Source organism: Psychrobacter sp. N25K4-3-2 (assembly GCF_015351755.1).
GTDB classification, from domain to species: Bacteria; Pseudomonadota; Gammaproteobacteria; order Pseudomonadales; family Moraxellaceae; genus Psychrobacter; species Psychrobacter glaciei.
Map to the genome: position 1 here is coordinate 933,220 of NZ_JADKLX010000001.1, position 25,070 is coordinate 958,289.

Sequence of the window (25,070 nt, forward strand, 5' to 3'; positions counted from 1 at the left end):
TATCAGAAATTAGAATTTTTAGAATTATTTTCAAAGGTCGTTAGATAACCTTTGAAATAGTGCCTATCAGAAGATTTAATACTTTAAAACACTTGACTCATCGTGCGAATAACATTATTAATGTTAATGATAATTATTAGCGTTTAAATAATGAGAGGCATAATAACGAAGTATTAACAATTTGGCAATAATTAATATAAAAATTTGCATGAATAATTCTGATCAAGCACGAATATACAATGAGATGCTTTGATAATTACAAATACAAAGGTATGCAGGGCTATAAGCACGGCTGATTTAGCATTGATGAAAGATCAACTAGGGCGTGTCTTGATCAATAATAACGATATGGGCTAGCACTTGTTTTTCTTGTACTACTGTACTAGAATACTGAAACAAGATAGTTCTCAGCGAAAAATTACTCGATGAGCGACTTATCTATTTTCTTTGGCTAAGATTACCTATTATGACTACCGATCCTTATCAGAGCTTAGTGAAACATTTGACGAACTGTACTGATAGCTCAGATATCGACAAGCTGCTCAGTGCACTGCTGACGGATAAAGAGCAGCACGACATTGCCAACCGTATTCGGATTTTTGATTTGCTTGATCGCGGCATCACGCAACGTGATATCTCTGAGCAGCTAGGCGTTGGTATCGCCACTGTCTCTCGCGGTGCCAAGGCCAAGCAAAGCCATGACGTGAGCGCGTTACTGACCACTCATAGAAGTCGCTCTTAAGCCACTTATTTCAGCACTATCCACCTTTTTAATTGCTACTTTCTTACTTATTAATCGACACACATTTGATGAATTTCGGACTTTGTTATGACCTCTATTACTCGCATACAGACCAAGCCTGCTCCTATTGATATTCCGAGCAAACCAAAGCGTATTAAGCTTACGCAAGATATTGATTTCTTTGCGCTATTCAAACGCATCGAGAGCGCTTTTGATACCTGCTATTTGCTCGAATCATTGGGCGAAGACAGCCATATCTCACGCCATCATGCGATAGGTTTTGATCCTGTCACGACCATAGCGGCATTAGACCGCACTACGCTTGCCATTACCGATAATAAAACCGCTGAAACCAGCCACTATCAAACTGACAACCCTTATCAACTGCTCCGTACCATCACGCCGCAGCATGTCATCGCCCGCGATCAAAGTGGCGGTCTGGTCGGTTATTTGGGTTATGACTGCGTGAACTTCTTTGAGCCTAGCCTCAATGCAAAAGCCAGCGAAGATTTTGAGCCATTTAAGTTTGGCGTGTATTTAGATGGATTGACATTAGATAAAATGACGGGGGAAATTTTCTATTTTTATTACCCGACCGCTCAGCAAGAAAACCGTATTGAGCAAATCAAGGCCCTACTCAATGAGCCAACGCCTAGCTATGAAGCGCCGAAAGTCGAGTTCTTAGGTGATGGCATGAGCCAAGAGGAGCATGCCAATGTCGTCATGCAGGTCAAAGAAGACATTATCGCTGGGCGTATCTTTCAGTGTGAAGTAGGCTTTAAGTCTAAGTATCGTATCGCTGGCGACAAGATGCCCATTTATGAAAAGCTGCGCGCCGTCAATCCATCGCCGCATATGTATTTTATGAAATTTGCTCAGCAGTGCATCATTGGCGCCTCCCCTGAGCTATTATTTCGCTTACGTCAGGGTGAAATGGAAACCTACCCACTCGCAGGAACTGCCAAGCGCGGGGTTGATGTGATCGAAGACCGTAAACTTGCCCGCGCACTACTCAACGACGACAAAGAAATTGCCGAGCACAATATGCTAGTCGACTTGCATCGTAACGATATCGGCCGTGTGGCACGATTTGGTACGGTAAAAGTCCGTAGCTTGATGGATATCAAACGCTTCTCACACGTGCAGCATATTTCTTCTGAAATCGTTGGTATCTTGCACCCTGATGAAGATATGTTTAGTGCCCTTGCCAGCAACTTCCCTGCTGGCACCCTATCAGGTGCGCCTAAAGTAGAAGCCATCAAAGTGATTAATGAGCTAGAGCCAGACGGACGCGGTGCTTATGGCGGCGCATTAGGCTCGTTTAATTTCAATGGTGATTGTATCTTTGCCATTCCTATTCGCAGTCTATTCATCAATGGCGAGTCTGCCTATGCCCAAACTTGTGGTGGCAACGTTTATGACTCAAACCCAGCCGATGAATACTTAGAGATTCAGCGTAAACTGTCTGCGATGAAAGTCGTATTAGACAGCTTTATGTAACTGTAATTTGTACCAACCGTAATTCGTACATTGACCATATTTTACCTAGCTATATTTTTACAAAAGAGTTTATGACCTATGAATGTTTTAATTATTGATAACTACGACTCGTTTACCTTCAATCTCTACCAATATGTGGGTGAGATTTTGCAAACCTTAGACAGTGATAAAGAAGCCAGCGTCATCGTTAAACGCAATAACGAAATCACCCTAGCAGATGTGCAAGCGATGAATCTGGATAGAATCATCATCTCACCTGGCCCTGGCTCCCCCGATGATCCAGCGTACTTTGGTATCTGTGCAGAAGTCATCGAGACACTGGGTAAAACTGTGCCATTACTAGGCGTCTGCTTGGGTATGCAAGGTATCGCTCATGTGTTCGGTGGTGATGTGGTGCGTGCCAGCGTACCGATGCATGGTAAAGTCTCATCGATTCGCCATAATGGTTTAGGTATCTATCAAGGCCTGCCGCAAGAGCTTGAGATCATGCGCTATCACTCACTAATCGTAAAAGCCGATACTATACCAAGCTGCCTTACGATTACTTCTGTGGTCGCCAATGACAGCCGTGTGGATTTGAGCTTTGATGAATCCGCATTGACCGGTGATGAGATTATGGGATTGGCGCACAAAGATTATCCAATTCAAGGTGTTCAGTTTCACCCTGAGTCATTTGCGACTGAAGGTGCTAAGCGTCTATTGAGTAATTTTTTAATGCAGGTATAAATCCATTATGTTTGTCATGCCCTTAATTGCATCTTGCTCACTCAGACGTATCACATTGTTCTCTGGCCTAATGATAGCCGCTTCTTTTAGCTCAGCCGTAGCACCTTTGGAAGCAACATTTATATTAGGTATGGACATCCAAGGTCAACGTTTGAACCTCTATGAAGGCTGCGCAGAAGGGCATGTGACTTGCGATGACATGCTATTGGTCGCTCCAGATTTAGGACAGTTATTGCAAACGAAACTGCTCAATGAAAGACTGGATAAATCGCCCTATGCCATTAAGCTTTATCCTGCTAAGACCAAGCATAGTTTATGCAAAGATGGCGTGACTCCTTGTGGATTTCAGGGTTATACTTTTGAGGGGGAAGATTTCAACGGATTTATAGAGCCATCAAATAATGAGCTATACGTAGCCAGTAACTGGACGACAGATAGCGGTACTTTCTCCTACAAAGAAAATGCTACTTATTTGCCGTTAGCGTCACAAGTCGGACTTATTAATGATAGGTATAAAAGCTCTGATCAAGAACTGAATGATAGCTATCGCGGCATTCGAGATGAAGTCAGACGCTTATATGGTAAGAAAATGGAATCCAGCTTAAGACAAGAGCAAGTAGAATGGATAAAACAGCGTTCAAAAGACTGCGGTGCCGACGTCAAACATCAACCAAGAACCCAAGCTGAAAAAGTGTGCTTTATTCAGCAGAATGATACCCGAGAACAAGCGTGGTTTTTGTGGATTGATTAAATTTAGGATACGCCCTAGTAGCCATTTCTTCTCTTTTAGTGATAGACTAAAAAACAAACAAAAGACAGCCTTTCATCAGGTTGTCTTTTCTTATTTGCGCGACTTTCAGTATGTGCTCGGGCGCTTGACTTGAGTCGCTGGTAATCTTACAAAACCTTGTGTCACTTAGATAATAAGAAGAAAATAATATGGCAAACACCGATAGCGTCATGTCAGCGCGGCAATCATGGATAGGCACTATCCAAATCATTACGGCAGCTGTCTGCTGGGGTACGTTAGGTATATTTTCTACCTACCTTAATCAAATTGGCTTTAGCGGCTGGCAAGTGACGATATTACGCATCGTCACGGCAGCATTTATTATTCTAGCCATGCTACCAAAACTGTGGCCACATCTGATCAAACTACGACCCAAGCAATGGCTCGGACTGGCGCTCCAGTCTTTGATAGGTGTGCTTGGTATGTCGTTATGCTATTTTTTTGCGGTGATTTACGTCGGTGCTGGACCTGCTGTCGCCTTGCTATATACCGCACCCGTTTTTAGCTTATTATTTTCGAAATTCTTGCTTAGTGAGTCCATTACACGCAAATCAGTCTTGCTGGCATTAATGGCAGTGTTTGGTGTCGGCTTAACGATGCTGGGCGAGCAAGCGCAAGTCAACTGGGGTATTTTACTCGGCTTGTCAGCAGGAATGTGCTACTCCTTATATGGCGTGTTGGGCAAGCGCGCGATGCACGATGCTCACCCTGCCCCTTTGGTATTCTTTACTTCCATTATCATTAGTGCCGGCGTACTACTATTCTTGCCCGACACCTATAATACCTATGAGCAGCTGCTCACTTTACCTTTACTGACTTGGGGCTATGTTTTAGGGTTGTCATTATTGGGTACCGTGGTGCCTTTCGGGCTATACATGAAAGCGTTAGAAAAATTGCCCGCCACTCGCGCATCAGTCTTTACGATTTTTGAACCGTTGACTGCGATTGCCCTTGCGGTGCTGTTACTACATCAATCCTTGTCTTGGATTCAGTATCTGGGCGTGGCGCTTATTTTGCTCGCGGCTTTATTAAATGCGGTGTTAAACGGTACTGCTACGCGCGTACCTCGTTGGTTAAAACAACGGCAAAAGATATAGGGTCTGTTGAACATTCAAATATTAGGACTGCTGATATCAATTTTTCTTGCTTGCTCATTTAAAATACACTCTATCCGTTTCTATAAAAAAGCCCCAACCATGACATCATAGTTGGGGTTTCTTGGTTTCATCGCTTAAAGACGAACACTTTACAATAAGAAGAGCTAATAGACAGCTTGAATTATCTCAAGCTTACTTTTGATCAATACGCTGTAAAAATGCTTGCGTACGAGGATGCTTTGAGTCCTCAAACAACTGCTTGGCACTGCCTTCTTCGACGACAACACCATCTTCGATTAAAACCACATGATCGGCGACATCACGAGCAAAATTAATCTCATGCGTGACTACGACCATCGTCCAGCCTTCAGACGCAAGCTGTTTCATCGTTTCAAGGACGTCTTGTACCAGCTCTGGATCAAGCGCGGACGTTGGCTCATCGAACAACAATAATGACGGTTCGATAGCCAGCGCACGAGCAATACCAATACGCTGCTGCTGACCACCAGATAGCTGAAACGGATACAGATCGGCTTTATCTGACAGACCAACTTTCTCAAGCAAGACCACTGCCTGCTCGCGGGCTTGCGCTTTACTTTGTCCTTGTACCACTGTCGGTCCAAGCATTAAATTCTCAATGGCGGTCTTATGTGGAAACAAATTATAAGACTGAAAAACCATACCTGACTTACGTTGCAGTGCGAGCAAGGTTTTTTTCTTAGGTTTAGTAGCAAAATCGACCGTAAGGCTGTCATCGTCAAAGGCAATCACGCCTTGATCTGGAATTTCCAGCGCATTAAGACAACGTAAAAAAGTCGTTTTACCTGACCCAGATGGTCCTAATATCACGACCACTTTGCCTTTTTCGATGGTCAAATCAATGCCTTTGAGCACTTGATTACTGCCAAAGGCCTTGTGAATATTGGTGACTTGAATCATAAAGGTTCCTGTTGTGCTGATGATGCTAAAGCTATCCTGCAATAGGTCAGTAAGCAATGTCATACTAACCTATCGCTATCTGGCGCTATTTCGCCACGTAACGATCAAGCCTAGTTTCAAGCTTGCCTTGGATAAAGGTCAAGAATAAACAAATACCCCAATAAATCACCGCTGCCTCTGTGTAGACCAGCATAAACTCATAGTTACGAGCCGTGATAATCTGCGCTTGTTTAAACAGCTCAGTGACGAGCACCAATGATGCAAGCGACGTGTCTTTTACCAAACTGATAAAGGTATTAGATAACGGCGGTACCGACACTCGTAGTGCTTGCGGCAAAATCACATGACGGAAAGTCTGTAGATACGTCAAGCCAACGGTCGATCCTGCTTCCCACTGTCCTTTTGGGATGGACAAAATCGAAGCACGCACTGTCTCTGATGCATAAGCACCAATATTCAGCGAAAAGGCAATAATCGCGGAAGGAAACGGATCAAGCTTCAGTCCAACACTAGGCAGTCCGTAAAAGATGATAAACAACTGTACCAGCATCGGTGTACCGCGAATCGCAGACACATAAATACGAGCAAGCCTGTAGACAATCTCATGGAACCAGCTGGCGCGCGGAATGATACGAATCAGCGCCACTGTCAGCGCAATCGCCATACCAATCGCAAATGAGATCAACGCGAGCGGTATCGAATAATAGATACCGCCTTTGAGCATTGGCCAAAATGAATTGATGACAATCTGCGCCCGATCCGGATCCATGAATGGCAACAATGCCAGCAATTCAGCTATCCATGAGGTTATAGAAGCTAGCATTATTTTTGTTGACTTATATCAGCACCGAAGAAATCTTGACTAAGCTTGGTCAACGTACCATCAGCTTGTAGCTCAGCCATTGCTTCATTTAATTTTGCTACAACAGCATCATCGCCTTTAATCAAGACTAATCCTGAACCAGTCTGCTCGCTAGCAGGAGCAACCAATTTAATCTCAAGCGCGCTGTCTGGGAATTTTTTTAGATAATCTAATATTGCAAGGTTATCATTCATCGTAAAGTCAGCACGGTCTTGTTTGACCAACTGGATTGCTTGTGCCATGCCATCAACAGGAACGATTTCTGCACCGTAACGCTCTGCAAGTTCACCATAGTTACTGCTGAGTGATTGCGCCGTACGTAGACCTTTTAGACCTTCCCACGAGCTATAACGATTATCGTCCGTTGGTGCCAATACAACCGCACCCGACCAGCTATAAGCTTGAGCCTTATCGTACTTAGCTAAGCGCTCAGGCGTCGTCAAGCTGACTTGGTTGGCCACCATATCAAAGCGTTTTGAATCCAAACCTGCCAGCATCGCATCCCACTGGGTTTCTTTGAATTCAACCTCTACGCCCAGTTTTTCCGCCACTGCGCGCGTCACTTCGACATCATAACCCGTGAGTTTGCCACTCTCATCATGATACGTGAACGGAGGATAAGTACCCTCTGTACCGACGTTGATGGTGCCGCCATTATTGATACGCTGTAGCAAATCAGAACCGCCTGTTGCAGCGCTGTCAGTTGCCGTAGTATCGGCTTCGTTGGTAGTAGATTGACCACAAGCGGCAAGGAACATAGTGCTGGCGGCAAGGGCTAAAAGAGTACGACGTTTCATAAGACGTCCTTATAAGAGTGAATGAATAAAGTGAAAACGCATAAAGCTAATAAATAGGGAAAGCCGGCACAAGAGAACAGTATAAACTGTCCTGCAATATTCGGCTTTGACTGCCCAATTTGAGGTTATTTAGGCGATTTTTCAATGCTATTTCTAGTTTATTTTTGAATTTTTAACGCTTGTTCAAATCTTATTACTATTCAATAAATAGTAATTTCTGCTCATTAAATACCAGCTTATGGATATAGTATCTCACTTTAGACAGAAAAAACGTACACAATCAGTTAGTATACGTAAGGTGCTGGCTATAATTCACCTGAAAACTGATAGCGATCACCAGCATGCCACATTTTTACAAAAGTAACGACTTGGCCTGCCGAGTAGGTCTGGCGACGCAATACGAGCGTCGGTGACTGCGGGGCAATTTGTAGTGCACTTGCTACTTCATCAAGTGCCGCTAAGGCCCGAATAGTATAGTTGCCGCGCTCTAGTGGACTTTTGGCAATCAAATAATCACTGGTATTGACCACACTAAAATCCTGCTCAATGAACGCTGGTACTTTATTCGCATCTACCCAGCGCTCTTCGAACTGTATGGGCTGACCATCTGCAAAATGAATGATTTTTACCTCGTATAAAACAGCTACTTCGTGTTCAATACGGTCATCATCCTTATCAATGCCAAATTTACGCCGTAATTCATCGTCCAACATAGCGGCAGTTAGCGTGCGCTTACTTACTACTTGTGCCTGATAATCGCGATTGGCAGATTTTAAATCCTGTGCAATATTACGCACTTCTACAAACGTATGATTGAACTGCTGCTGCGCGACAAACGTTCCCGACCCCTGCCGACGCTCTAATACCCGCTCTTCGCTCAGCTCTTTTAGCGCGCGGTTGACCGTCATTCGCGACACACCAAACTCTGCTGCCAGTGCCATTTCTGTCGAAATCGCGTTACCCGCTTGCCATTTACCAGAATGAATGTTGTCTAATATGGCGTTTTTTATACGTTGATACGCCGGAATCATTTTTGTCATGTTCGCCTTTAACCGTCAGTTTCACCAATGAGAATAGCGTCATAATATCACGAGATACCCTCATGAACGTCAGCAAAACCACATGACACCTACCTATCTACCAAAATGCGCACAAAAATAATTGAGTTATTTATAAAAACTTCTTGCATGAAAAAAGTATCTTTGATAATTTGTATATACAACTTTACAGCAGCATAAACAATCTGCTTTATCTACTCGATATTTTGCTGCGTTTATAGCCTGACTGTAAAACACTTACTTTGATTACTGTATCGCCCTATTCGCTATCACAAGGATATGATCATGACGACTGACCATGGAACCAACAAAGAGACTAAGCTGACCCGCCGTGACGAAAGCCGCGAAATCGCCGCGCCTACTGGCAGCACCCTACATTGCAAAAGCTGGCTGACCGAAGCGCCTTATCGTATGCTGCAAAACAACTTGCATCCTGATGTGGCGGAAAACCCAAAAAGTCTAGTTGTGTACGGTGGTATTGGACGCGCAGCCCGCAACTGGGAAAGCTACGATCAAATCCTAGAGTCATTAAAAGAATTAGAAGATGACGAGACATTATTGGTGCAGTCTGGCAAACCCGTCGGCGTGTTTCAAACACATGAAAATGCACCGCGCGTGTTGATTGCCAATTCCAACCTTGTACCGCGCTGGGCAACATGGGAGCACTTTAACGAGTTGGATCGCAAAGACTTAATGATGTATGGCCAAATGACAGCCGGTAGCTGGATTTATATTGGCACGCAAGGCATCGTCCAAGGTACTTATGAGACTTTCGTTGAAGCGGGTCGTCAGCATTATGATGGTAGCTGGGCGGGTCGTTGGATTTTGACTGCGGGCCTTGGTGGTATGGGTGGCGCGCAGCCACTAGCTGCAACCTTCGCGGGTGCAACCTCATTGAACATTGAGTGTCAGCAGTCTAGTATCGATTTCCGCTTGCGCACTGGTTATGTCGATAAGCAAGCCGATGACCTTGACCACGCTTATGAATTGATTAAACAACATACTGATGCGGGTGAAGCGGTTTCTATCGCCCTACTTGGTAATGCCGCAGACATCTTACCTGAGATGGTCAAGCGCGCTAACGCTGATGGCATAAAGCCTGATTTGGTCACCGATCAAACCTCAGCGCATGACTTAATCAATGGCTATCTACCAAGCGGCTGGACGGTAGAGGAATGGAAAGCCGCCCAAGAAGATCCAGAGCAACACGCAGCACTGACTAAAGCAGCCGCTCAATCTTGTGCCGTACACGTACAGGCGATGCTAGATCTACAAGCGATGAACATTCCAACGACCGATTATGGCAATAACATCCGTCAGGTCGCTTTTGATGAAGGGGTCAAAGATGCCTTTAACTTCCCAGGTTTTGTCCCTGCGTATATTCGTCCACTGTTCTGCCAAGGCAAAGGCCCATTTCGCTGGGTAGCGTTATCAGGTGATCCAGAAGATATCTATAAGACTGATCAAAAAATCAAAGAGCTATTCCCTGAAAACAAACATATCCATCGCTGGTTAGACATGGCAAAAGAGCGCATTCAATTCCAAGGCTTGCCTGCGCGTATCTGCTGGTTAGGTCTTGGTGAGCGTGACAAAGCAGGTTTGGCATTTAATGAGATGGTCAAAAACGGTGAGCTAAAAGGCCCTATCGTCATTGGTCGTGATCATTTGGATACGGGTTCTGTTGCCAGTCCAAACCGCGAAACAGAAAGCATGAAAGATGGCTCAGACGCCGTATCTGATTGGGCGTTATTAAACGGTATGCTGAATGTGGCTGGCGGCGCGACGTGGGTATCACTACATCATGGCGGCGGCGTTGGCATGGGATACTCGCAGCACTCAGGTATGGTCATCGTCGCGGATGGTACTGACGCCGCAGCCAAAAGATTGTCACGCGTGCTTGTCAATGATTGCGGCTCAGGCGTCATGCGTCATGCCGATGCAGGTTATGAGCTGGCGATTAAAACAGCGAAAGAGTATGGTTTAAACCTGCCAATGATTAAGTAGCCTGTCAAGCACATTTTATCAAGGAGGATAATATGATTGAACAAAATACGACATCCGGTCTGAACGATGAAAATGCAACGACCTCGTCCAAAAAACTGCTATCAACCCCTATTGCATTAATACAGCTTATCGTATTCAGTGCCATCGGTTTGGTGATGTTCTTCGTACCATTTACCATTGGTGAAAAAAGCACGATTTTGTTCGATCATGGCGCGACCTATCTGGTGACTCAGCAGCATACTTTGTCCGTGACGCTATTGTTTTTACTTATGCTCTATGGTGTGAGTAAGCCATTTATCGATGGCTCATGGCGTAAAAACATCACTCACATGGTTATGACTGCTTTTAAAATCATGGGTCTTATATTGGCAGTGATGTATGTGGCTGACGTAGCGCCTGCCTTTATGATGGAAAAGGACATGCTGCCGTTTTTGTTTGAAAAACTGGCCTTACCAGTCGGTATGATTGTACCGATTGGGGCATTGATATTGGCATTCTTGGTTGGTTTTGGCTTACTAGAAATGGTTGGTGTGCTCATGCAGCCGATTATGAAACCTATTTGGAAAACCCCAGGTTCATCAGCGATTGATGCCGTTGCTTCCTTTGTCGGTAGCTACTCCATTGGTTTGCTCATCACCAATCGCGTGTACTTGCAAAAGCAATACTCAGCGCGTGAAGCCATTATCATTGCGACTGGGTTTTCAACCGTGTCAGCGGCGTTCATGGTTATTGTTGCCAAAACGCTTGGATTGATGGAGTTTTGGAATGTGTTCTTTTGGTCTACGCTAGTGATTACCTTTATTGTCACTGCGATTACCGCTCGTATTCCGCCTATCAGCCTTTTTGATGATAGCGTTGAACGTCCCGCTTTAGATCATAAAGGTGGTACACGGTTAGCAGCAGCATTTGATTTGGGTTTGTCTACTTCGCGCCGTGCCACTGACCTCAAACAAATCTTATGGTCTAACTTTCGTGACGGTTTAACGATGGCCGCTGCTATCGTGCCGTCTATCATCGCCGTTGGACTCACTGGTTTATTATTGGCCAAGTACACGCCAGTATTTGACGCTTTAGGTTTACTGCTTTACCCCTTTACCTGGTTGGGCGGTTTGCCAGAGCCGCTCGTCGCTGCCAAAGGAATGTCAGCGGGATTGGCTGAGATGTTCTTGCCAGCATTACTACTAAGTGAAGCAGATATTCTGACACGCTATGTCGCAGGGGTCATTTCCATCAGCAGTGTACTGTTTTTCTCAGCCATGATTCCGTGTGTGCTTGCGACCGAGATTCCAGTCTCTGTTGGCAAAATGGTCATCATTTGGTTCGAGCGAGTGGTACTCAGTATTTTATTGGCTGCGGCATTCGGACATCTGGCGATGTACTTCAACTGGATTGGCTAAAAATTCAAACTCAATAATAGATATTTCGTTGATTAAAAACCTTTCAACAACTTCATTTTAAAAAAGATACGAATCAAAAATAATATAACCCATACGGCTTACAACACTAGGATTACCCCTATGAACGACATCAAACAACTAACCCTATACCCTCGCCAGCTTAGCTTTAAGATGCTACGTGATATCTATGAGCAGCCTGTCATATTTACACTACCTGAGAGTGCTTATAAGGCAATAGATGCCTCGCACGAAGATGTGCGTACCATCATTGCACGCGACAAAAGCGCTTATGGTATTAATACGGGTTTTGGCCTGTTAGCAAAGACGCGTATCAGTGACGACCAACTTGAGCTACTTCAACGCAACCTGATCGTTTCTCACTCAGTGGGCACTGGTGAAGCGTTGCCAGATAGCGTAGTACGACTGATTATGGTGATGAAAGTCGCCAGTTTGGCGCAAGGTGTCTCTGGTGTACGCCGCGAGGTGGTGGACAGTTTACTAGCCTTAATCAACAATCAAATTACGCCAAATATCCCAGCCAAAGGTTCTGTTGGCGCTTCTGGTGACCTAGCTCCGTTATCACACATGACACTTGCGATGATGGGCGAAGGTGATGTCTTTGTTGCTGGTAAAAAAGTGCCTGCCGCTGATGCCCTAGCCCAGCATGGACTTGAACCTATTACTCTTGCAGCCAAAGAAGGCCTTGCACTTATCAACGGTACGCAGGTATCAACCGCGCTAGCTTTACGGGGTTATTTCTTAGCGCGTGATTTACTTGAGACTGTGACCATCGTTGGCTCGATGTCGATTGATGCTGCCAAAGGCTCCGATTCACCGTTTGATGCGCGTATTCACGAAGTACGTGGCCATCATGGTCAAATCGAAATCGCCAAAGCACACCGTCAATTAATCAAAGGCAGTGCTATTCGTGCCTCACATGACGGCGAGCAAGACGATAGAGTGCAAGATCCTTACTGCTTACGCTGTCAGCCGCAAGTTATGGGTGCCTGTCTTGATATCATCAACCAAGCAGGTAAAACCTTATTAATCGAATCCAATGCCGTAACGGACAATCCACTTATCTTTAATAACGAAGATGGCCCAGTGGCCATATCAGGTGGTAACTTCCATGCTGAGCCAGTCGCTTTTGCCGCTGATATTTTAGCATTGGCAATTGCCGAGATTGGTTCTATGTCTGAGCGCCGTATCGCCTTGCTGATCGATGCGACGCTATCAGGTGGCTTACCGCCATTCTTGGTTGATAACGCTGGGGTAAACTCAGGCTTTATGATTGCTCATGTGACCGCCGCAGCACTGGCCTCAGAAAATAAATCTATCGCCCATCCTGGTAGCGTCGACAGTATCCCAACTTCTGCCAATCAAGAAGATCATGTGTCTATGGCCACCTATTGCGCACGCCGCCTATACGAGATGGCGCAAAACACCGCGACCATCATTGGCATTGAGCTATTAGCTGCTGGTCAAGGTATCGATTTTCATCGCGGACTAGACACTTCAGAGCCGTTGACGGTGGCACATCAGAAACTACGTGAGCAAGTGACTTTCTATGACAAAGATCGCTACCTAGCCCCTGATATCGAAGCGGCCAAGCAGTTAGTATTAGACGGTACGCTTGCTGAACACTGGCAGTCACTACGCAGCGACTGGTACGAGTCTAAATAAAGATTAACGTGCGGAGAGCAGCGATGACAATAGCGATAACAACAGCACCGAATACCACACGCATTAGCCATACACCTGCTGATATGACTCAGTGGACAGGGCGCGCTGAGCCATTTGAGACTGCACGTGCTCGCTATTGGTATCAGCTTGCTCAGCCCTACGAGAATCAAAATATTGGGCTAATTGGCTTTGCATGTGATCAAGGCGTCAGACGCAATCAAGGCCGCGTGGGTGCTAGAGCCGCCCCGCCACTGATTCGTCGAGCTTTTGCTACGCTGCCAGTCATCTCTGATTTGCAACAACGTTTTGATGGTCAACTACCGAGCTTATTGGGTGATGCTGGTGACATTCATTGTGATGATAATTATGGCTTTGCCGAGAGCACTCTTGAGCAAGCTCAGCTCAAATATGCTGATGCAGTGGGTACTATTGTCAAGCAAGGTGGCCTACCCATCGGGCTTGGCGGTGGTCATGCCATTGCTTACGGTAGCTTTTTGGGATTATGGCAGGCTTTAGAAAATATAAGCGAAGCAACTATCAGCACAAACACAGCGCCTACTATCGGAATTATTAATTTCGATGCTCATCTTGATATTCGTCAGTCTGATGTAGCGACCTCTGGTACACCGTTTCGCCAAATTGCCGAGCATCTTGACGCACACGATCAGCCTTTTTACTATTGCTGTATTGGCGTCAGTCGGTTCTCTAATACAGCGGCGCTTTTCGATCGTGCTGAGCAATTGGGCGTACAGGTTATCAGTGATGAAGACTGTCATTATCAGCCTTGGGACACACTTGCTGAGCGCGTCAAAAACTTTGTAGATCAGGTCGATATAATATATCTAACCATCGATATGGATTGCCTACCATCTAGTATTGTCCCGGGAGTGAGCGCACCTGCCGCTTACGGCATTGAACTAGGTTTTGTTGAGCGCATGGTAAAAACCATCATGGCATCAGGCAAAGTAAAAATGGCAGACATTGCTGAGATCAATCCTACCTTTGATATTGACAGTCGTAGCTGCAAAGTTGCTGCTCGCTTACTAGCAACTATTGTAGAGCAGCACTTACTTAGCGCTTAGATCTTACCAACAAAGATCACTGACTTCACAATAATTAGGAGCATATTATGAATGAATTAAAGAACTCCGTATCGAAAAATCCTATAGAACAAACGCTAGATGCATCTACTATGACATCATTTGACCATGTCATTATCAATGCCAATCTTGCGACGTTTTCAGCGCAGCATGGTTTTGGTATTAATACAGGTGGTGATACAAATGAGCAGGCTGATAGCATCCCATATGGCCAGTTACTTAACGCGGCTATCGGTATTAAAAACGGCAAAATTGCTTGGATTGGTGCACAGGATCAAATCACTGCTCATTTGTCTAAATATCAAGCTAGCCAAATCACAGATGCAGATGGTAAATGGATAACCCCAGGGCTTATCGATTGCCATACGCATATCGTCTATGGTGGCAACCGTAGCAATGAGTTCGAAGCACGATTACAAGGCGCGAGTTATCAAGACATTGCGGCACAAGGCGGTGGTATTGTCGCGACGGTCAGTGCTACCCGCGCCGCTAATATTGAGTCACTATTTGCACAAAGTGAGAAACGCTTAGTCGCACTTATGAAAGAAGGCGTTACCAGTATCGAAATCAAGTCTGGCTATGGCTTGGACTTAGACACGGAGCGCAAAATGCTCACGGTCGCCCGTCAACTGGGAGAGAAATACGATATTCATGTGAGCACCACTTATTTAGCTGCACATGCCCTACCCACTGAGTACAAAGACCATGCGGACGACTATATCGAACAAGTCTGCGAGTGGCTACCGATTCTACATGCAGAAGGCTTAGTCGATGCAGTCGACGGATTTTGTGAAAACATCGCCTTTAGCACAGAGCAAATTAGACAAGTGTTTGAAGTGGCTCGTTCATTAAACCTACCAGTCAAACTGCACTCTGAGCAATTATCTGATATAGGTGGTAGTGCCTTAGTTGCTGAATATAAAGGACTATCGAGCGACCATCTAGAGCACTTATCAGAAGAAGATATTAAAAAAATGGCGGCTAGCAATACCGTTGCCGTGATATTGCCAGGGGCGTTTTATACGCTACGTGACACCAAGTTGCCACCGATTGAAGCCTTACGTAAACATCAAGTTCCCATGGCTATTTCAACCGATTGTAACCCTGGCACCTCACCGTTGACGTCGCTGTTATTAACGATGAATATGGGCTGTACGTTATTTTACCTGACGCCCGAAGAAGTACTAGCAGGCTCGACCGTCTATGCAGCACAAGCATTAGGGTTATCTAACAAAGGAAAAGTAGAAGTGGGCTGTGATGCTGATTTAGTACTATGGGATATCGCCCGTCCTGCTGATCTGGCCTATCAGATGGGACTAAATCCTATCCAAGGCATTATGGTTCAAGGTGAATGGCGCGACACAATATGATCAACCTACCTTTGTTTATCGCCATTAAAAAAGCCCCAATCATTCAATGACTGGGGCTTTGCTATTCGTCCGTATTAACCAACTATTAAGGCTTGTTTAACCCTTATAAGTAAGACTAGTTCAAAATACCAAAAGCGACCAACGCATCAGCCACACGTTTGAAACCAACCATATTGGCACCAGCCATATAGTCGACATAACCATTGTCAGTTTGACCATATTGTTCTGAAGCGTTCGCAGCACTGTCGTGGATATCTTTCATAATACCTTTTAGACGCTCATCGACTTGCTCAAAGGTTTGATATTGACGGACAGAGTTTTGCGACATTTCAAGCGCAGATACTGCTACCCCGCCAGCATTAGCAGCTTTACCAGGTGCATAATGGACTCGGTGCAAACGGATATAGTCAATCGCTTCAGCAGTGAGTGGCATATTAGCGCCTTCGACCACGTACTTCACACCATTTTCGACGAACAGTTTGGCGTCAGCTTCATTGACTTCGTTTTGAGTGGCACATGGAATCGCAATATCAGCCTCAAACTGCCATGGTTTTTGTTTAGCAAGCCACTCTCCACCATAAACACCAACATAATCTGCTAACGGCTTGTTCTTCTGTTTTTGTTTTTTGAGCCAATCGATTTTTTCTTGATTAAGACCCTTTTCATCATGCAAAGTTCCTTGCGAGTCAGAGACCGTTATTGCCATACCACCAAGTGCATTCACTTTTTCGGCAGCATGTAATGAGACATTACCTGCCCCTGATATCAGCACCTTTTTACCTTTGAGCGTGTCATTTTGGGCAAGAAGCATATTTTCTAAGAAATATACCGCACCATAGCCAGTCGCTTCTGTACGCATCAAGCTGCCACCGAAGCCCACACCTTTTCCAGTGATAACACCTGTTGATTCGCGTGTTAAATTCTTATACATCGCAAACATATAGCTGACTTCTCGACCACCGACACCGATGTCACCAGCAGGCACATCCATATCTTTGCTCACGTAATGATGTAGCTCACGCATGAAGGCGTAGCAAAAACGCCGAATCTCACTGTCCGTTTTACCTTTAGGATCGAAATCTGACCCGCCTTTACCGCCACCAATAGGTAGGCCAGTTAGGGCATTTTTGAAAATTTGCTCAAAGCCTAAGAACTTTAATACCGACTGATTGACGGTAGGATGGAATCTAAGACCACCTTTATAAGGGCCTAAAGCATTACAGAACTGCACACGCCAGCCACGATTGACTTGCACATCGCCTTTATCATCTTCCCAATTAACACGAAAACCAAATACCCGATCAGGCTCCACCAAACGCTCAAATACTTTCAATGCACTATATTCAGGATGAGCATCGTATAAAGGTTGAATCGTAATCGCCACCTCTTTTACTGCTTGAATAAACTCTGGCTGATGCGCATAACGTGCTTCGATTTTTTCGATGGCCTGACTGATACTCATACGTCTCTTCCTTAGGATAAAACTGGGGATCATATTTACTTACGTCAGCGTCACGTCATATCACAACGGATAAGAGGATTACGAACGCTGACGTAAAACTGAAATCGCCCCTATACAAGGTTCTGTATAGAGACAAATGGGATTAAAAAAGCTGACTGAATTTGTGCTTATATGGCAAATTTAGAAGTGACAACATTTTTCATCTTACAACTATATATCATCTTTAAGACTGATAAGTCTAGTAAATATCTCCATCATAAAACTCTATAAGCAATTTTTGTTAGCTAAATTTGAGCTGTTACGTTTAACCGCTCATCGACTAGACATAATAGAAAAATGTCATTTCTCTCTAAAAAATAAAGACAAAAGGAAAAAATTTGATGATAAACGGTAAAAAATACCAAAAAATTCGCTTTTTATTGAGCAAATGTATATCAATATTATTAGTAAGGAATTATAATACCTTTCTTATAACAAGGATATTTCTGGCTAACTCAGCTAGTTCATAAATACAAACCAATCACCAGTACAGAGAAAGCGATATGCGTACCGATTCATTTCAACAGATACTAGAAGACCTAAACAGCTCATCGGCAGATGTTGAAGCATCTGCCCTAATCTCTAACGATGGTCTGATGATTGCTTCAGCTCTGCCAACTGGCGTCGATGAAGACCGTGTGGGTGCTATGTCAGCAGCATTATTATCGTTGGGTGACCGTGCAGGTCGTGAATTGGCACGTGGCAGTATCGATCGTATTATGATTCAGGGTGAAAAAGGCTACGTTATTATGACGTCATCGGGAGATGAGGCGGTACTCACTATTATGGCAAAACCAAATGCCAAGCTTGGTTTGATATTCTTAGATATCAAACGTGCCTCAGAAGCCCTTGCAAAGCTCATTTGATTGGCGACTGCTTATCGAATTTATTCGCTTTTTAATTACTATAAACATAGTCGGTTCAATATAATTTGGATACAAGGAAGCCGGGTGAAAGTACTACAAGTAGTAGGCTAAGCAAGGCTGACACCGTATCCAATTTATAGAAGATTAACTACATAACGACCAATGAAGGAGATGACCATGGGTTCTCCAATCCCTGATGCACACAAGCCTGATATGCCTGCCGAACAGATTACCTTGACTTACCATGATGGCACGTCGCGGACTGTCTATGACACGGGTATCGAACGCCCTTATCCAGATGGCAAATTGATTGTCTCGCGTACAGATTTGGATGGCATACTCACACACGTCAACGATGCTTTTGTTCAGATTAGCGGTTACCATGTGGATGAATTGATTGGCCAGCAGCATTACATTTTGCGCCATCCTGACATGCCAAAAGCGGCTTATAAAGACCTGTGGGACACTGCCGAAGCAGGGAAAAAATGGCATGGCTACGTCAAAAACTTGTGCAAAGATGGTAGTCATTATTGGGTCTATGCAACCGTCGTACCTAACGTTCGTCACGGCGAAACCGTCGGCTATACATCCGTACGACGCAAGCCATCACGCAGCAAAATCGAAGCGGCAATGGCGCAATATGCCCAAATGAAACAAAACGAGGAAGGCTAAATCATGACGACACACAATATGTTAATCGCCCCAGATTTTTCACCTGAGCGTTTTGCAGGCTGGCACATGTTCAATACGTTGATTCAAAAACGTGCCAATTTAAATATGCACTTGAACATCCCTGCATCACATGCTGAGCAAGAGCAAGTCATTAATGCGGGTGACATTCAGGTCATTTACGCCAACCCTTTTGATGCCGCAACCCTAATCCGTGAGCAAGGCTACCGAGCCGTCGCCCGCCCTATCGGAAAGTCTGATGAAATGGTCATTGCCGCTGCTGCAAATAGCGACATTAGCCACTTAGAAGACATTCAGGCTGGCGCTACCATCGCCATGGCAGACAACCGAGATGTCAAACTGATTGGCTTACGATTACTAGAAGCCGTCGATATCGAAGAATCTGATCTGACATGGGATGTCACTGAAACCTATCAGGCAGCTGCTCGTAAAGTCATTAAGGGTGACGCCCAAGCCGCGTTCTTTTTGGCAGAGATTTTTCATAGCTTTTCGCGGTTGACCAAGACCCAGCTCTCCGTACTCATCGAAAGTGACTTGGCTGACATCAGCCACGTGCTACTTATTAAAGACGACTTCCCTGATGCGCAAATCTTTATAGAGGCCATTCTCAATCTGCACAACGATGATGATGGTAAAAAAGCCTTAGCCGAGCTTGGTATGCCGCAAGGGTTTGAGGCGATGAATGAAGAAGACGCCGAATTTATGATAGATTTGATGCAGACCTTGCTGGACTGAGGAACACCATTATGTCTGATGTAGACCTTATCAAAGAGAATGAGAAAGTCGCGCACCGAGCATTTCGGTTTTACTCGCGCAAAGTGTTTTTGGCACCCAACAACCGTTACTTTCATGAACAACGTATCAATGCGGCTCTACTATTGACTGAAAGAGAGCCGCTGCAAGGTGCTGTTGCAGATTTTTTTTATGGCTGCTGGTACGACATTCCTTACGATGTAAATAACCTGTTCATTCGTGTCAAAGATCGCCTATACCCTCATATTCAACAAGGGTTCCGCGACTGTATCGATAAGAAAAGATATATTCAACGCAATAGTATGCTCGCGACCCGCTGGAGCGTATTGATATCACCTTCTCTAAATGAGCAAAAACAACGGTTACGTATCAGTAGCGATGATGCCAAAGAAATCGCTAAAGACATCACGACGGAGCTAATGCAAGCGCGTGATGACAAAGATTGGGGTACGATTGAGCAAATCGAAAATGAGTTTTTTGCCCACTGTATCGCGCGCAATGATCGTTTGGCGTTTTCCTTAGTATGGTTTCGCTTGGGCAAAAGTGATTGGCAGTTCGATATGCGTTGGGATAATTGCCAACAGCACCTTGATCAAACTATAGCCAAATCCATATAAATCCGCTACATCGTCAACCTCGCTAAGCATACTAATGTATAACTTGCGCTCGGTTTCCTTGTATCGAAATTATTTGAATTCAGCTATATGAAAGCCTAATTTGTCACTTATTAATCACTTTCATCATAATGGTAGTTACTATGTCTTCTTATTTAAATGCTGCTAAAACGTATCTAACTCTGACCCCAGCCGGTATTTTTGAAGCATTTTCACAAAACGAACCGACTGCTGAGCAGCTAGCATTACAGGATTTATTGTCTTATGATCAGACATTGCTCGCTGCTGATTGGCTCCAACGTTATTCTGATGAATGGCTACAGAGCTTTATAGAACATGGCTGGATTGAAAAACTGTCTCTTCTGTTACCAGCGCCCAATCTGCCACTAGATCAGTTTTTGCCCTATGTGGTTGCCAGCTTATCGGGCAAACGCCGCGCTGCCATTGGCTCTGATGAAGGATTTTGCTTGGCACGTATTGGCTACAGCCAAGAAGAAGCAGACATGCTCAGTGTCGCGGCAGCTGATTTTTCAGGATTTATGCTACGACAAAAGCAACGTGGATGGGCAGTAGAAAGCCAAGCGATCTCTTTCTTTCAGCAAGTTGACCTGCTCATTCCTGAGACCAGCTTTGTGTTTTTATGGATAGATAGTGCTGGCTACGTTCTCATCATCGATGGCGAACCTTTGACCAATAGCCGCGCCTTTGTAGAGCTGGTATGGGCACTAAAAACCTCTGGACTAAGATTTCTGAATTAATTCAGTTGAACCAATTGATATACTGCTTAATATCAACCTTTCACACTAGAGTAATACTCAGTGCGCTTATATAAAATTAAGCGCACTGCCCTCTCTTACACCAACTCCTCTCATGCCATTCATTTTTCTACTGCTTTCTAATTCTAGTCAATTTCACACAGTAATAAGAATACCCTCAGAATTAACAACAACTTGTCAACGTTTAGGTCATACTCCTCTCACGCATGTAAGATGTTTTCTTACTGCTGTTTAAGTTTCCATAAAACCCTAGCTTCTACAAAATATAAAGCCTCCAAGATTTAAATCACCTCGTCCAACGTCCTACCTTACTGAAAGTGGCAACCTCTGCCAAACTTTGCATTCTTGCTTATTTTTAGGACAGTTTATGACTTCGCTGACCACTGTGCGCGTGCGTTATCAAACGATTGAAATTGGCAACACCGATATCCATATTTGCACCCTGCGTGACAACCAACAATTTAGTGACCCTGACGATGAAGCGTTGAATTTGGGCATTTGCTCGGCTTCTTGGCCGATGTTTGGGGTGATATGGCCGTCAAGCTTGGTACTGGCCAATCACATGCTCGATTACGATATCGCAGGCAAACGTATTTTGGAAGTTGGCTGCGGTATGGCGCTCTCTAGTCTGCTACTCAATCATAGACATGCGGACATCACAGCGACTGACTATCATCCAACGGTTGAGTATTTCCTTGATAGAAATACCACGCTGAATAATAACAAAGAGATCAATTTTGAGCGTTTAGACTGGGCAGAAGACAATAGCCATCTTGGCAAGTTTGATATGATTATCGGCAGTGACTTACTCTATGAAGACCAACATATTGATATACTGGCTGAGTTCATTGACCGTCATGCTATGCCAACCTGCGAGGTCATCGTGGTCGATCCTGGGCGCGGTCGCAAAAACAAGCTGACCAACAAGATGACTGAGTTTGGCTTTAGTAGTCAACATGTCAAGCCTGAGAATACCACTTACTTAGACTTGCCTTTTAAGGGGCATATTTTGACATTTTCGCGGATTGAGACTGGTCAAAATTGATAAACAATACAGAGCCATTTTATGGCAAGTTTTCTATATATTTTCCCACTGCTGACGAGATATCTTGTACAACACATGCTCAGCTAGCGGGTGAGTAGACTTGAGCGCAGGATGATAGAAATTGTCTTGCGCATCCGTCATACCAATGCGCTGCATGATCAGTTGCGAGCGCTTATTAATGACCGCAGTAAATGAAACCACTTCCTCAAGCCCCAGCTCAGTAAAGGCAAAATTTAAGGACGCACGAGCTGCTTCAGTAGCATACCCTTGTCCCCAATGTTCTTTGCTCAAACGCCATGCAATCTCAACCGCAGGGGCAAACGACATATCAGCATGCGTATCGTTTAATCCAACAAACCCGATAAAGCCACCGCTATTTTCTTCATCAACTTTTAGGCTAACTGCCCAAAGCCCCCAGCCATTATCTGCAATAAGCTGCTGGCACTTATTGGCGATGATATCGCTTACTTTAGAGGTTAATAGCTTAGGAAAGTATTGCATTACTTCTGGATCAGCATTCATGTCGGCAAAGGTCGCAAAGTCGCTTGCTTGCCACTGTCTAAGATACAGACGTTCAGTTTCTATCGTATGTATGATTTTATTCTCTCGCATCTCATGGTTTAAAATAAATTATATTCGTAAAGCTAATCATCAAGCCATCCTTGCTGTTTTGCATATGCTAGCTGCTCAGGCGTATCAATGTCATAGCTAAGTTGATCATTATCGACTTTACCTATTTGATCGGCAGGCAATCCTCTAATGAGGTGACGAAGCCCTTTGTCGCCTATCAACTCTAGCTGCCACTGTCTAAGCAATTTATAGTTAATTGCTAAAGGTAAACCTATGATATCAGATGCACCTTTATGCAGACTTTGGTGTTTTTCTAAAGGTTGCCAATGGTGATAGTTACTCGCAACCACAGCCTGCTTGCCAGCGAGCAAAGCCGTCAAATGCAACTCGTCTAGTAACACTTGATCCACTCCCATGATGAGCACTCGATTGATTGACGGATTTTCAAAACTAGCGATGGTCTCAATACCCAAACTTAAACTATGCGCCATACCTGTGTCAGGTTGTGGATTCACCACTATTTGAACCGATGGGTGTTGATCAGCTAAATCCGTAATCGCACTGGCAATCAAACGACGATTATCAGGAATAACGACAACGATAGCTTGCGGGTTATTCCCCAATGCCAGTCGAGTCATGCAGGCAATTAACGGCTCGCCATCCTTAAAAAGTATCTGTTTTGGTTGACCGAGACGCCGACTGAGTCCACTTGCCAAGATAATGACCGCATGATTTTGTCTCTGTCGCTCAGTACCTTCTGTAAATGTACTCTTGCTCATACGATACTCTGAATAATATCAGCATCTTTATCATTACTCACCGCTGCTATATTTGAAAATTTATTGTGCGAGAAAACGACTGGTGCAGTTTGCTCGTGCATCACAGCATTTATCTGTGCCATGATACCGAGCGCGAGTGCCTCAGGGCCGTCTCCGCCCATCTTATAACCAATCGGATAATGCAATTTACGGATACCCGCTTCTAACATAGTAGGATTGCTAAGATTTATACTAATCTCATTAATCAAGCGTTCGGTACGATAGCCCGGCCCCAATTGCCCTAAGTATCTATAATTGTCTGAATGCTTAAGCAGTATTGCTAAGCGAGCGCGATCTTGACTCAAGCTGTGTGACATCAAAGCAACTGCTGCGTTGTTACTAAGCTTAAGCAAAGTCTCACTGTCCTCTAAGGGTAGCGACATCACAACGTCTGCTTGAGGAAACCGCATACGCGTCGCATATTGCGCGCGACTATCTATAACTGTCACATGCCAATCTTGTAGCTTGGCCATGGTCACTAGTGGCATCACGTCGTTACCTGCCCCGCAAATCAATAGACGCAATTGTGGTTGCAGGCGTTGCACGAGCCACTCTGTTGTTAACTCACTGTTTTCCACTATCACATATTTGGCATTTTTATCAGACAGCTTATATTCTGCTAACTCTTCTACAGTATTGGCAAGTATGCTTGAAAACACTGTTTTCCCTTGTGCAGAAATGCTTCCCAAATTGCAGTATTCATCTAAATTAACTCTCATCCCAGTTCGCAAACTATCACTGTTTTGCGTTATAGAATCTTGATGCTGATAGTCGTTAACACGAATTAAAGTCGCTACAGTAATCGGCTGCTGAGTACGTCGAACATTACGGATGGTCTCTAACAATGGCGTTGCTGTCGTTAGTCGCTCAAACAATACATGCACTCGCCCATTACAGCCCAATCCAAAATTTAGCTCATCAAAGTCCGCGTCATCTAAATCACTATCTGACTCATTATATATATCAGACTTAGCTCCCCTCGCACCTGCTTTCGCTTGACCATTGTCAGCATATTCAATATCGTCGCCTGTCTGATAGACTTGCACAGTGGCACCGTCACGCGTGAGCCAAAAGGCACGTTTGATAATATGCGGCTCCAAGCAGCCACCACTAATCATCCCAACTGAGCGACCATCTTCACAGATTAGCATCATCGCGCCAGCGCGGCGATATGCTGAGCCCTCGGTGCGTACGACCGTTGCCAATACAGCATCAACGCCTTGCTGCTTAGCCGTACTTGCCAGCTCAAGAATGTCAGCGACTTGATTCATAACGCCTCTTATTTGATATTTATTTTTTTGATAATGATGAAATATACTGCTGATTGAGTTATAAAAACCCGCTCATTAAGCGGGTTCCTGTCGTACATATG

The 25,070-nt window shown here is 44.6% G+C and carries 24 protein-coding genes; 16 read left to right on the forward strand and 8 right to left on the reverse strand.

What is annotated here, in order from left to right; all coding sequences use genetic code 11:
* Positions 1-466: 466 nt before the first annotated feature.
* The 5 genes from IOD06_RS03690 (at position 467) to IOD06_RS03710 (ending at position 4,855) form a co-directional block, all read left to right on the forward strand.
* On the forward strand, positions 467-742 hold the full coding sequence (locus IOD06_RS03690; RefSeq protein WP_194619191.1) for a Trp family transcriptional regulator: 276 nt from the start codon (positions 467-469) through the stop codon (positions 740-742).
* Between the two features lie 87 nt (positions 743-829).
* Complete coding sequence (locus IOD06_RS03695; RefSeq protein WP_194619193.1) at positions 830-2,242, forward strand: anthranilate synthase component I family protein; 1,413 nt, start codon at positions 830-832, stop codon at positions 2,240-2,242.
* 78 nt (positions 2,243-2,320) lie between these two features.
* Positions 2,321-2,968, forward strand: coding sequence for an aminodeoxychorismate/anthranilate synthase component II (locus tag IOD06_RS03700; protein ID WP_194619195.1), 648 nt, complete (start codon positions 2,321-2,323; stop codon positions 2,966-2,968).
* 7 nt (positions 2,969-2,975) lie between these two features.
* Complete coding sequence (locus IOD06_RS03705; RefSeq protein WP_194619197.1) at positions 2,976-3,719, forward strand: lysozyme inhibitor LprI family protein; 744 nt, start codon at positions 2,976-2,978, stop codon at positions 3,717-3,719.
* Positions 3,720-3,907: 188 nt separating this feature from the next.
* Positions 3,908-4,855, forward strand: coding sequence for a DMT family transporter (locus IOD06_RS03710; RefSeq protein WP_189579991.1), 948 nt, complete (start codon positions 3,908-3,910; stop codon positions 4,853-4,855).
* Between the two features lie 192 nt (positions 4,856-5,047).
* On the opposite strand, the gene IOD06_RS03715 is transcribed toward IOD06_RS03710, so the two are convergent.
* The 4 genes from IOD06_RS03715 to IOD06_RS03730 form a co-directional block, all read right to left on the reverse strand.
* On the reverse strand, positions 5,048-5,794 hold the full coding sequence (locus IOD06_RS03715; RefSeq protein ID WP_010201060.1) for an amino acid ABC transporter ATP-binding protein: 747 nt from the start codon (positions 5,792-5,794) through the stop codon (positions 5,048-5,050).
* Between the two features lie 85 nt (positions 5,795-5,879).
* Positions 5,880-6,617, reverse strand: coding sequence for an amino acid ABC transporter permease (locus IOD06_RS03720; protein WP_275691767.1), 738 nt, complete (start codon positions 6,615-6,617; stop codon positions 5,880-5,882).
* Positions 6,617-7,453, reverse strand: a complete 837-nt coding sequence (locus tag IOD06_RS03725; RefSeq protein ID WP_010201058.1) for an amino acid ABC transporter substrate-binding protein — start codon at positions 7,451-7,453, stop codon at positions 6,617-6,619. The genes IOD06_RS03720 and IOD06_RS03725 overlap by 1 nt, the downstream gene beginning before the upstream one ends.
* A 305-nt stretch (positions 7,454-7,758) precedes the next feature.
* Entirely contained in the window at positions 7,759-8,484 is a 726-nt protein-coding gene (locus tag IOD06_RS03730; protein WP_194619651.1) for a UTRA domain-containing protein, read from the reverse strand.
* A gap of 312 nt (positions 8,485-8,796) precedes the next feature.
* Here IOD06_RS03730 and hutU point away from each other — a divergent pair, with 312 nt between their 5' ends.
* From hutU to hutI, 5 genes are all read left to right on the forward strand, one after another.
* Entirely contained in the window at positions 8,797-10,515 is a 1,719-nt protein-coding gene (hutU, locus tag IOD06_RS03735; protein ID WP_194619199.1) for a urocanate hydratase, read from the forward strand.
* A 32-nt stretch (positions 10,516-10,547) separates the two neighbouring features.
* The gene (locus IOD06_RS03740) at positions 10,548-11,912 is read left to right on the forward strand and encodes a YjiH family protein (protein WP_194619200.1); all 1,365 of its coding nucleotides are present in this window, start codon (positions 10,548-10,550) and stop codon (positions 11,910-11,912) included.
* 120 nt (positions 11,913-12,032) lie between these two features.
* Positions 12,033-13,595: a histidine ammonia-lyase gene (gene hutH, locus IOD06_RS03745; RefSeq protein WP_194619201.1), complete on the forward strand. Its 1,563-nt coding sequence runs from the start codon at positions 12,033-12,035 to the stop codon at positions 13,593-13,595.
* Positions 13,596-13,618: 23 nt separating this feature from the next.
* On the forward strand, positions 13,619-14,677 hold the full coding sequence (gene hutG, locus IOD06_RS03750; RefSeq protein ID WP_194619203.1) for a formimidoylglutamase: 1,059 nt from the start codon (positions 13,619-13,621) through the stop codon (positions 14,675-14,677).
* A gap of 110 nt (positions 14,678-14,787) precedes the next feature.
* Positions 14,788-16,065 (forward strand): imidazolonepropionase, encoded by a 1,278-nt coding sequence (gene hutI, locus IOD06_RS03755; protein ID WP_227669917.1) that lies wholly within the window; start codon positions 14,788-14,790, stop codon positions 16,063-16,065.
* Between the two features lie 115 nt (positions 16,066-16,180).
* Here hutI and gdhA read toward each other — a convergent pair whose 3' ends face one another.
* A complete protein-coding gene (gdhA, locus tag IOD06_RS03760) occupies positions 16,181-17,527 on the reverse strand; it encodes an NADP-specific glutamate dehydrogenase (RefSeq protein WP_194619207.1) in 1,347 nt (448 codons plus the stop codon).
* Positions 17,528-18,069: 542 nt separating this feature from the next.
* Here gdhA and IOD06_RS03765 point away from each other — a divergent pair.
* The 6 genes from IOD06_RS03765 to IOD06_RS03790 all read left to right on the forward strand — a co-directional run bounded on the left by IOD06_RS03765 (position 18,070) and on the right by IOD06_RS03790 (position 22,310).
* Entirely contained in the window at positions 18,070-18,432 is a 363-nt protein-coding gene (locus IOD06_RS03765) for a roadblock/LC7 domain-containing protein (protein WP_010201036.1), read from the forward strand.
* A gap of 177 nt (positions 18,433-18,609) precedes the next feature.
* Entirely contained in the window at positions 18,610-19,104 is a 495-nt protein-coding gene (locus IOD06_RS03770) for a PAS domain-containing protein (protein ID WP_194619209.1), read from the forward strand.
* Positions 19,105-19,107: 3 nt separating this feature from the next.
* On the forward strand, positions 19,108-19,857 hold the full coding sequence (locus IOD06_RS03775; RefSeq protein WP_194619211.1) for a PhnD/SsuA/transferrin family substrate-binding protein: 750 nt from the start codon (positions 19,108-19,110) through the stop codon (positions 19,855-19,857).
* Positions 19,858-19,868: 11 nt separating this feature from the next.
* Positions 19,869-20,492, forward strand: a complete 624-nt coding sequence (locus tag IOD06_RS03780) for a hypothetical protein (RefSeq protein WP_194619213.1) — start codon at positions 19,869-19,871, stop codon at positions 20,490-20,492.
* 140 nt (positions 20,493-20,632) lie between these two features.
* A complete protein-coding gene (locus IOD06_RS03785; protein ID WP_194619215.1) occupies positions 20,633-21,247 on the forward strand; it encodes a hypothetical protein in 615 nt (204 codons plus the stop codon).
* Between the two features lie 385 nt (positions 21,248-21,632).
* Complete coding sequence (locus IOD06_RS03790) at positions 21,633-22,310, forward strand: methyltransferase (RefSeq protein WP_194619217.1); 678 nt, start codon at positions 21,633-21,635, stop codon at positions 22,308-22,310.
* Between the two features lie 33 nt (positions 22,311-22,343).
* Here IOD06_RS03790 and IOD06_RS03795 read toward each other — a convergent pair whose 3' ends face one another.
* From IOD06_RS03795 to IOD06_RS03805, 3 genes are read right to left on the reverse strand one after another with little or no spacing between them, the layout of a single operon-like run.
* Positions 22,344-22,922, reverse strand: coding sequence for a GNAT family N-acetyltransferase (locus IOD06_RS03795; RefSeq protein ID WP_194619219.1), 579 nt, complete (start codon positions 22,920-22,922; stop codon positions 22,344-22,346).
* Positions 22,923-22,954: 32 nt separating this feature from the next.
* Entirely contained in the window at positions 22,955-23,659 is a 705-nt protein-coding gene (locus tag IOD06_RS03800; protein ID WP_194619220.1) for a nucleotidyltransferase family protein, read from the reverse strand.
* Entirely contained in the window at positions 23,656-24,969 is a 1,314-nt protein-coding gene (locus tag IOD06_RS03805; protein ID WP_194619221.1) for an XdhC family protein, read from the reverse strand. Before IOD06_RS03805 ends, IOD06_RS03800 begins: the two co-directional genes overlap by 4 nt.
* Positions 24,970-25,070 lie beyond the last annotated feature (101 nt).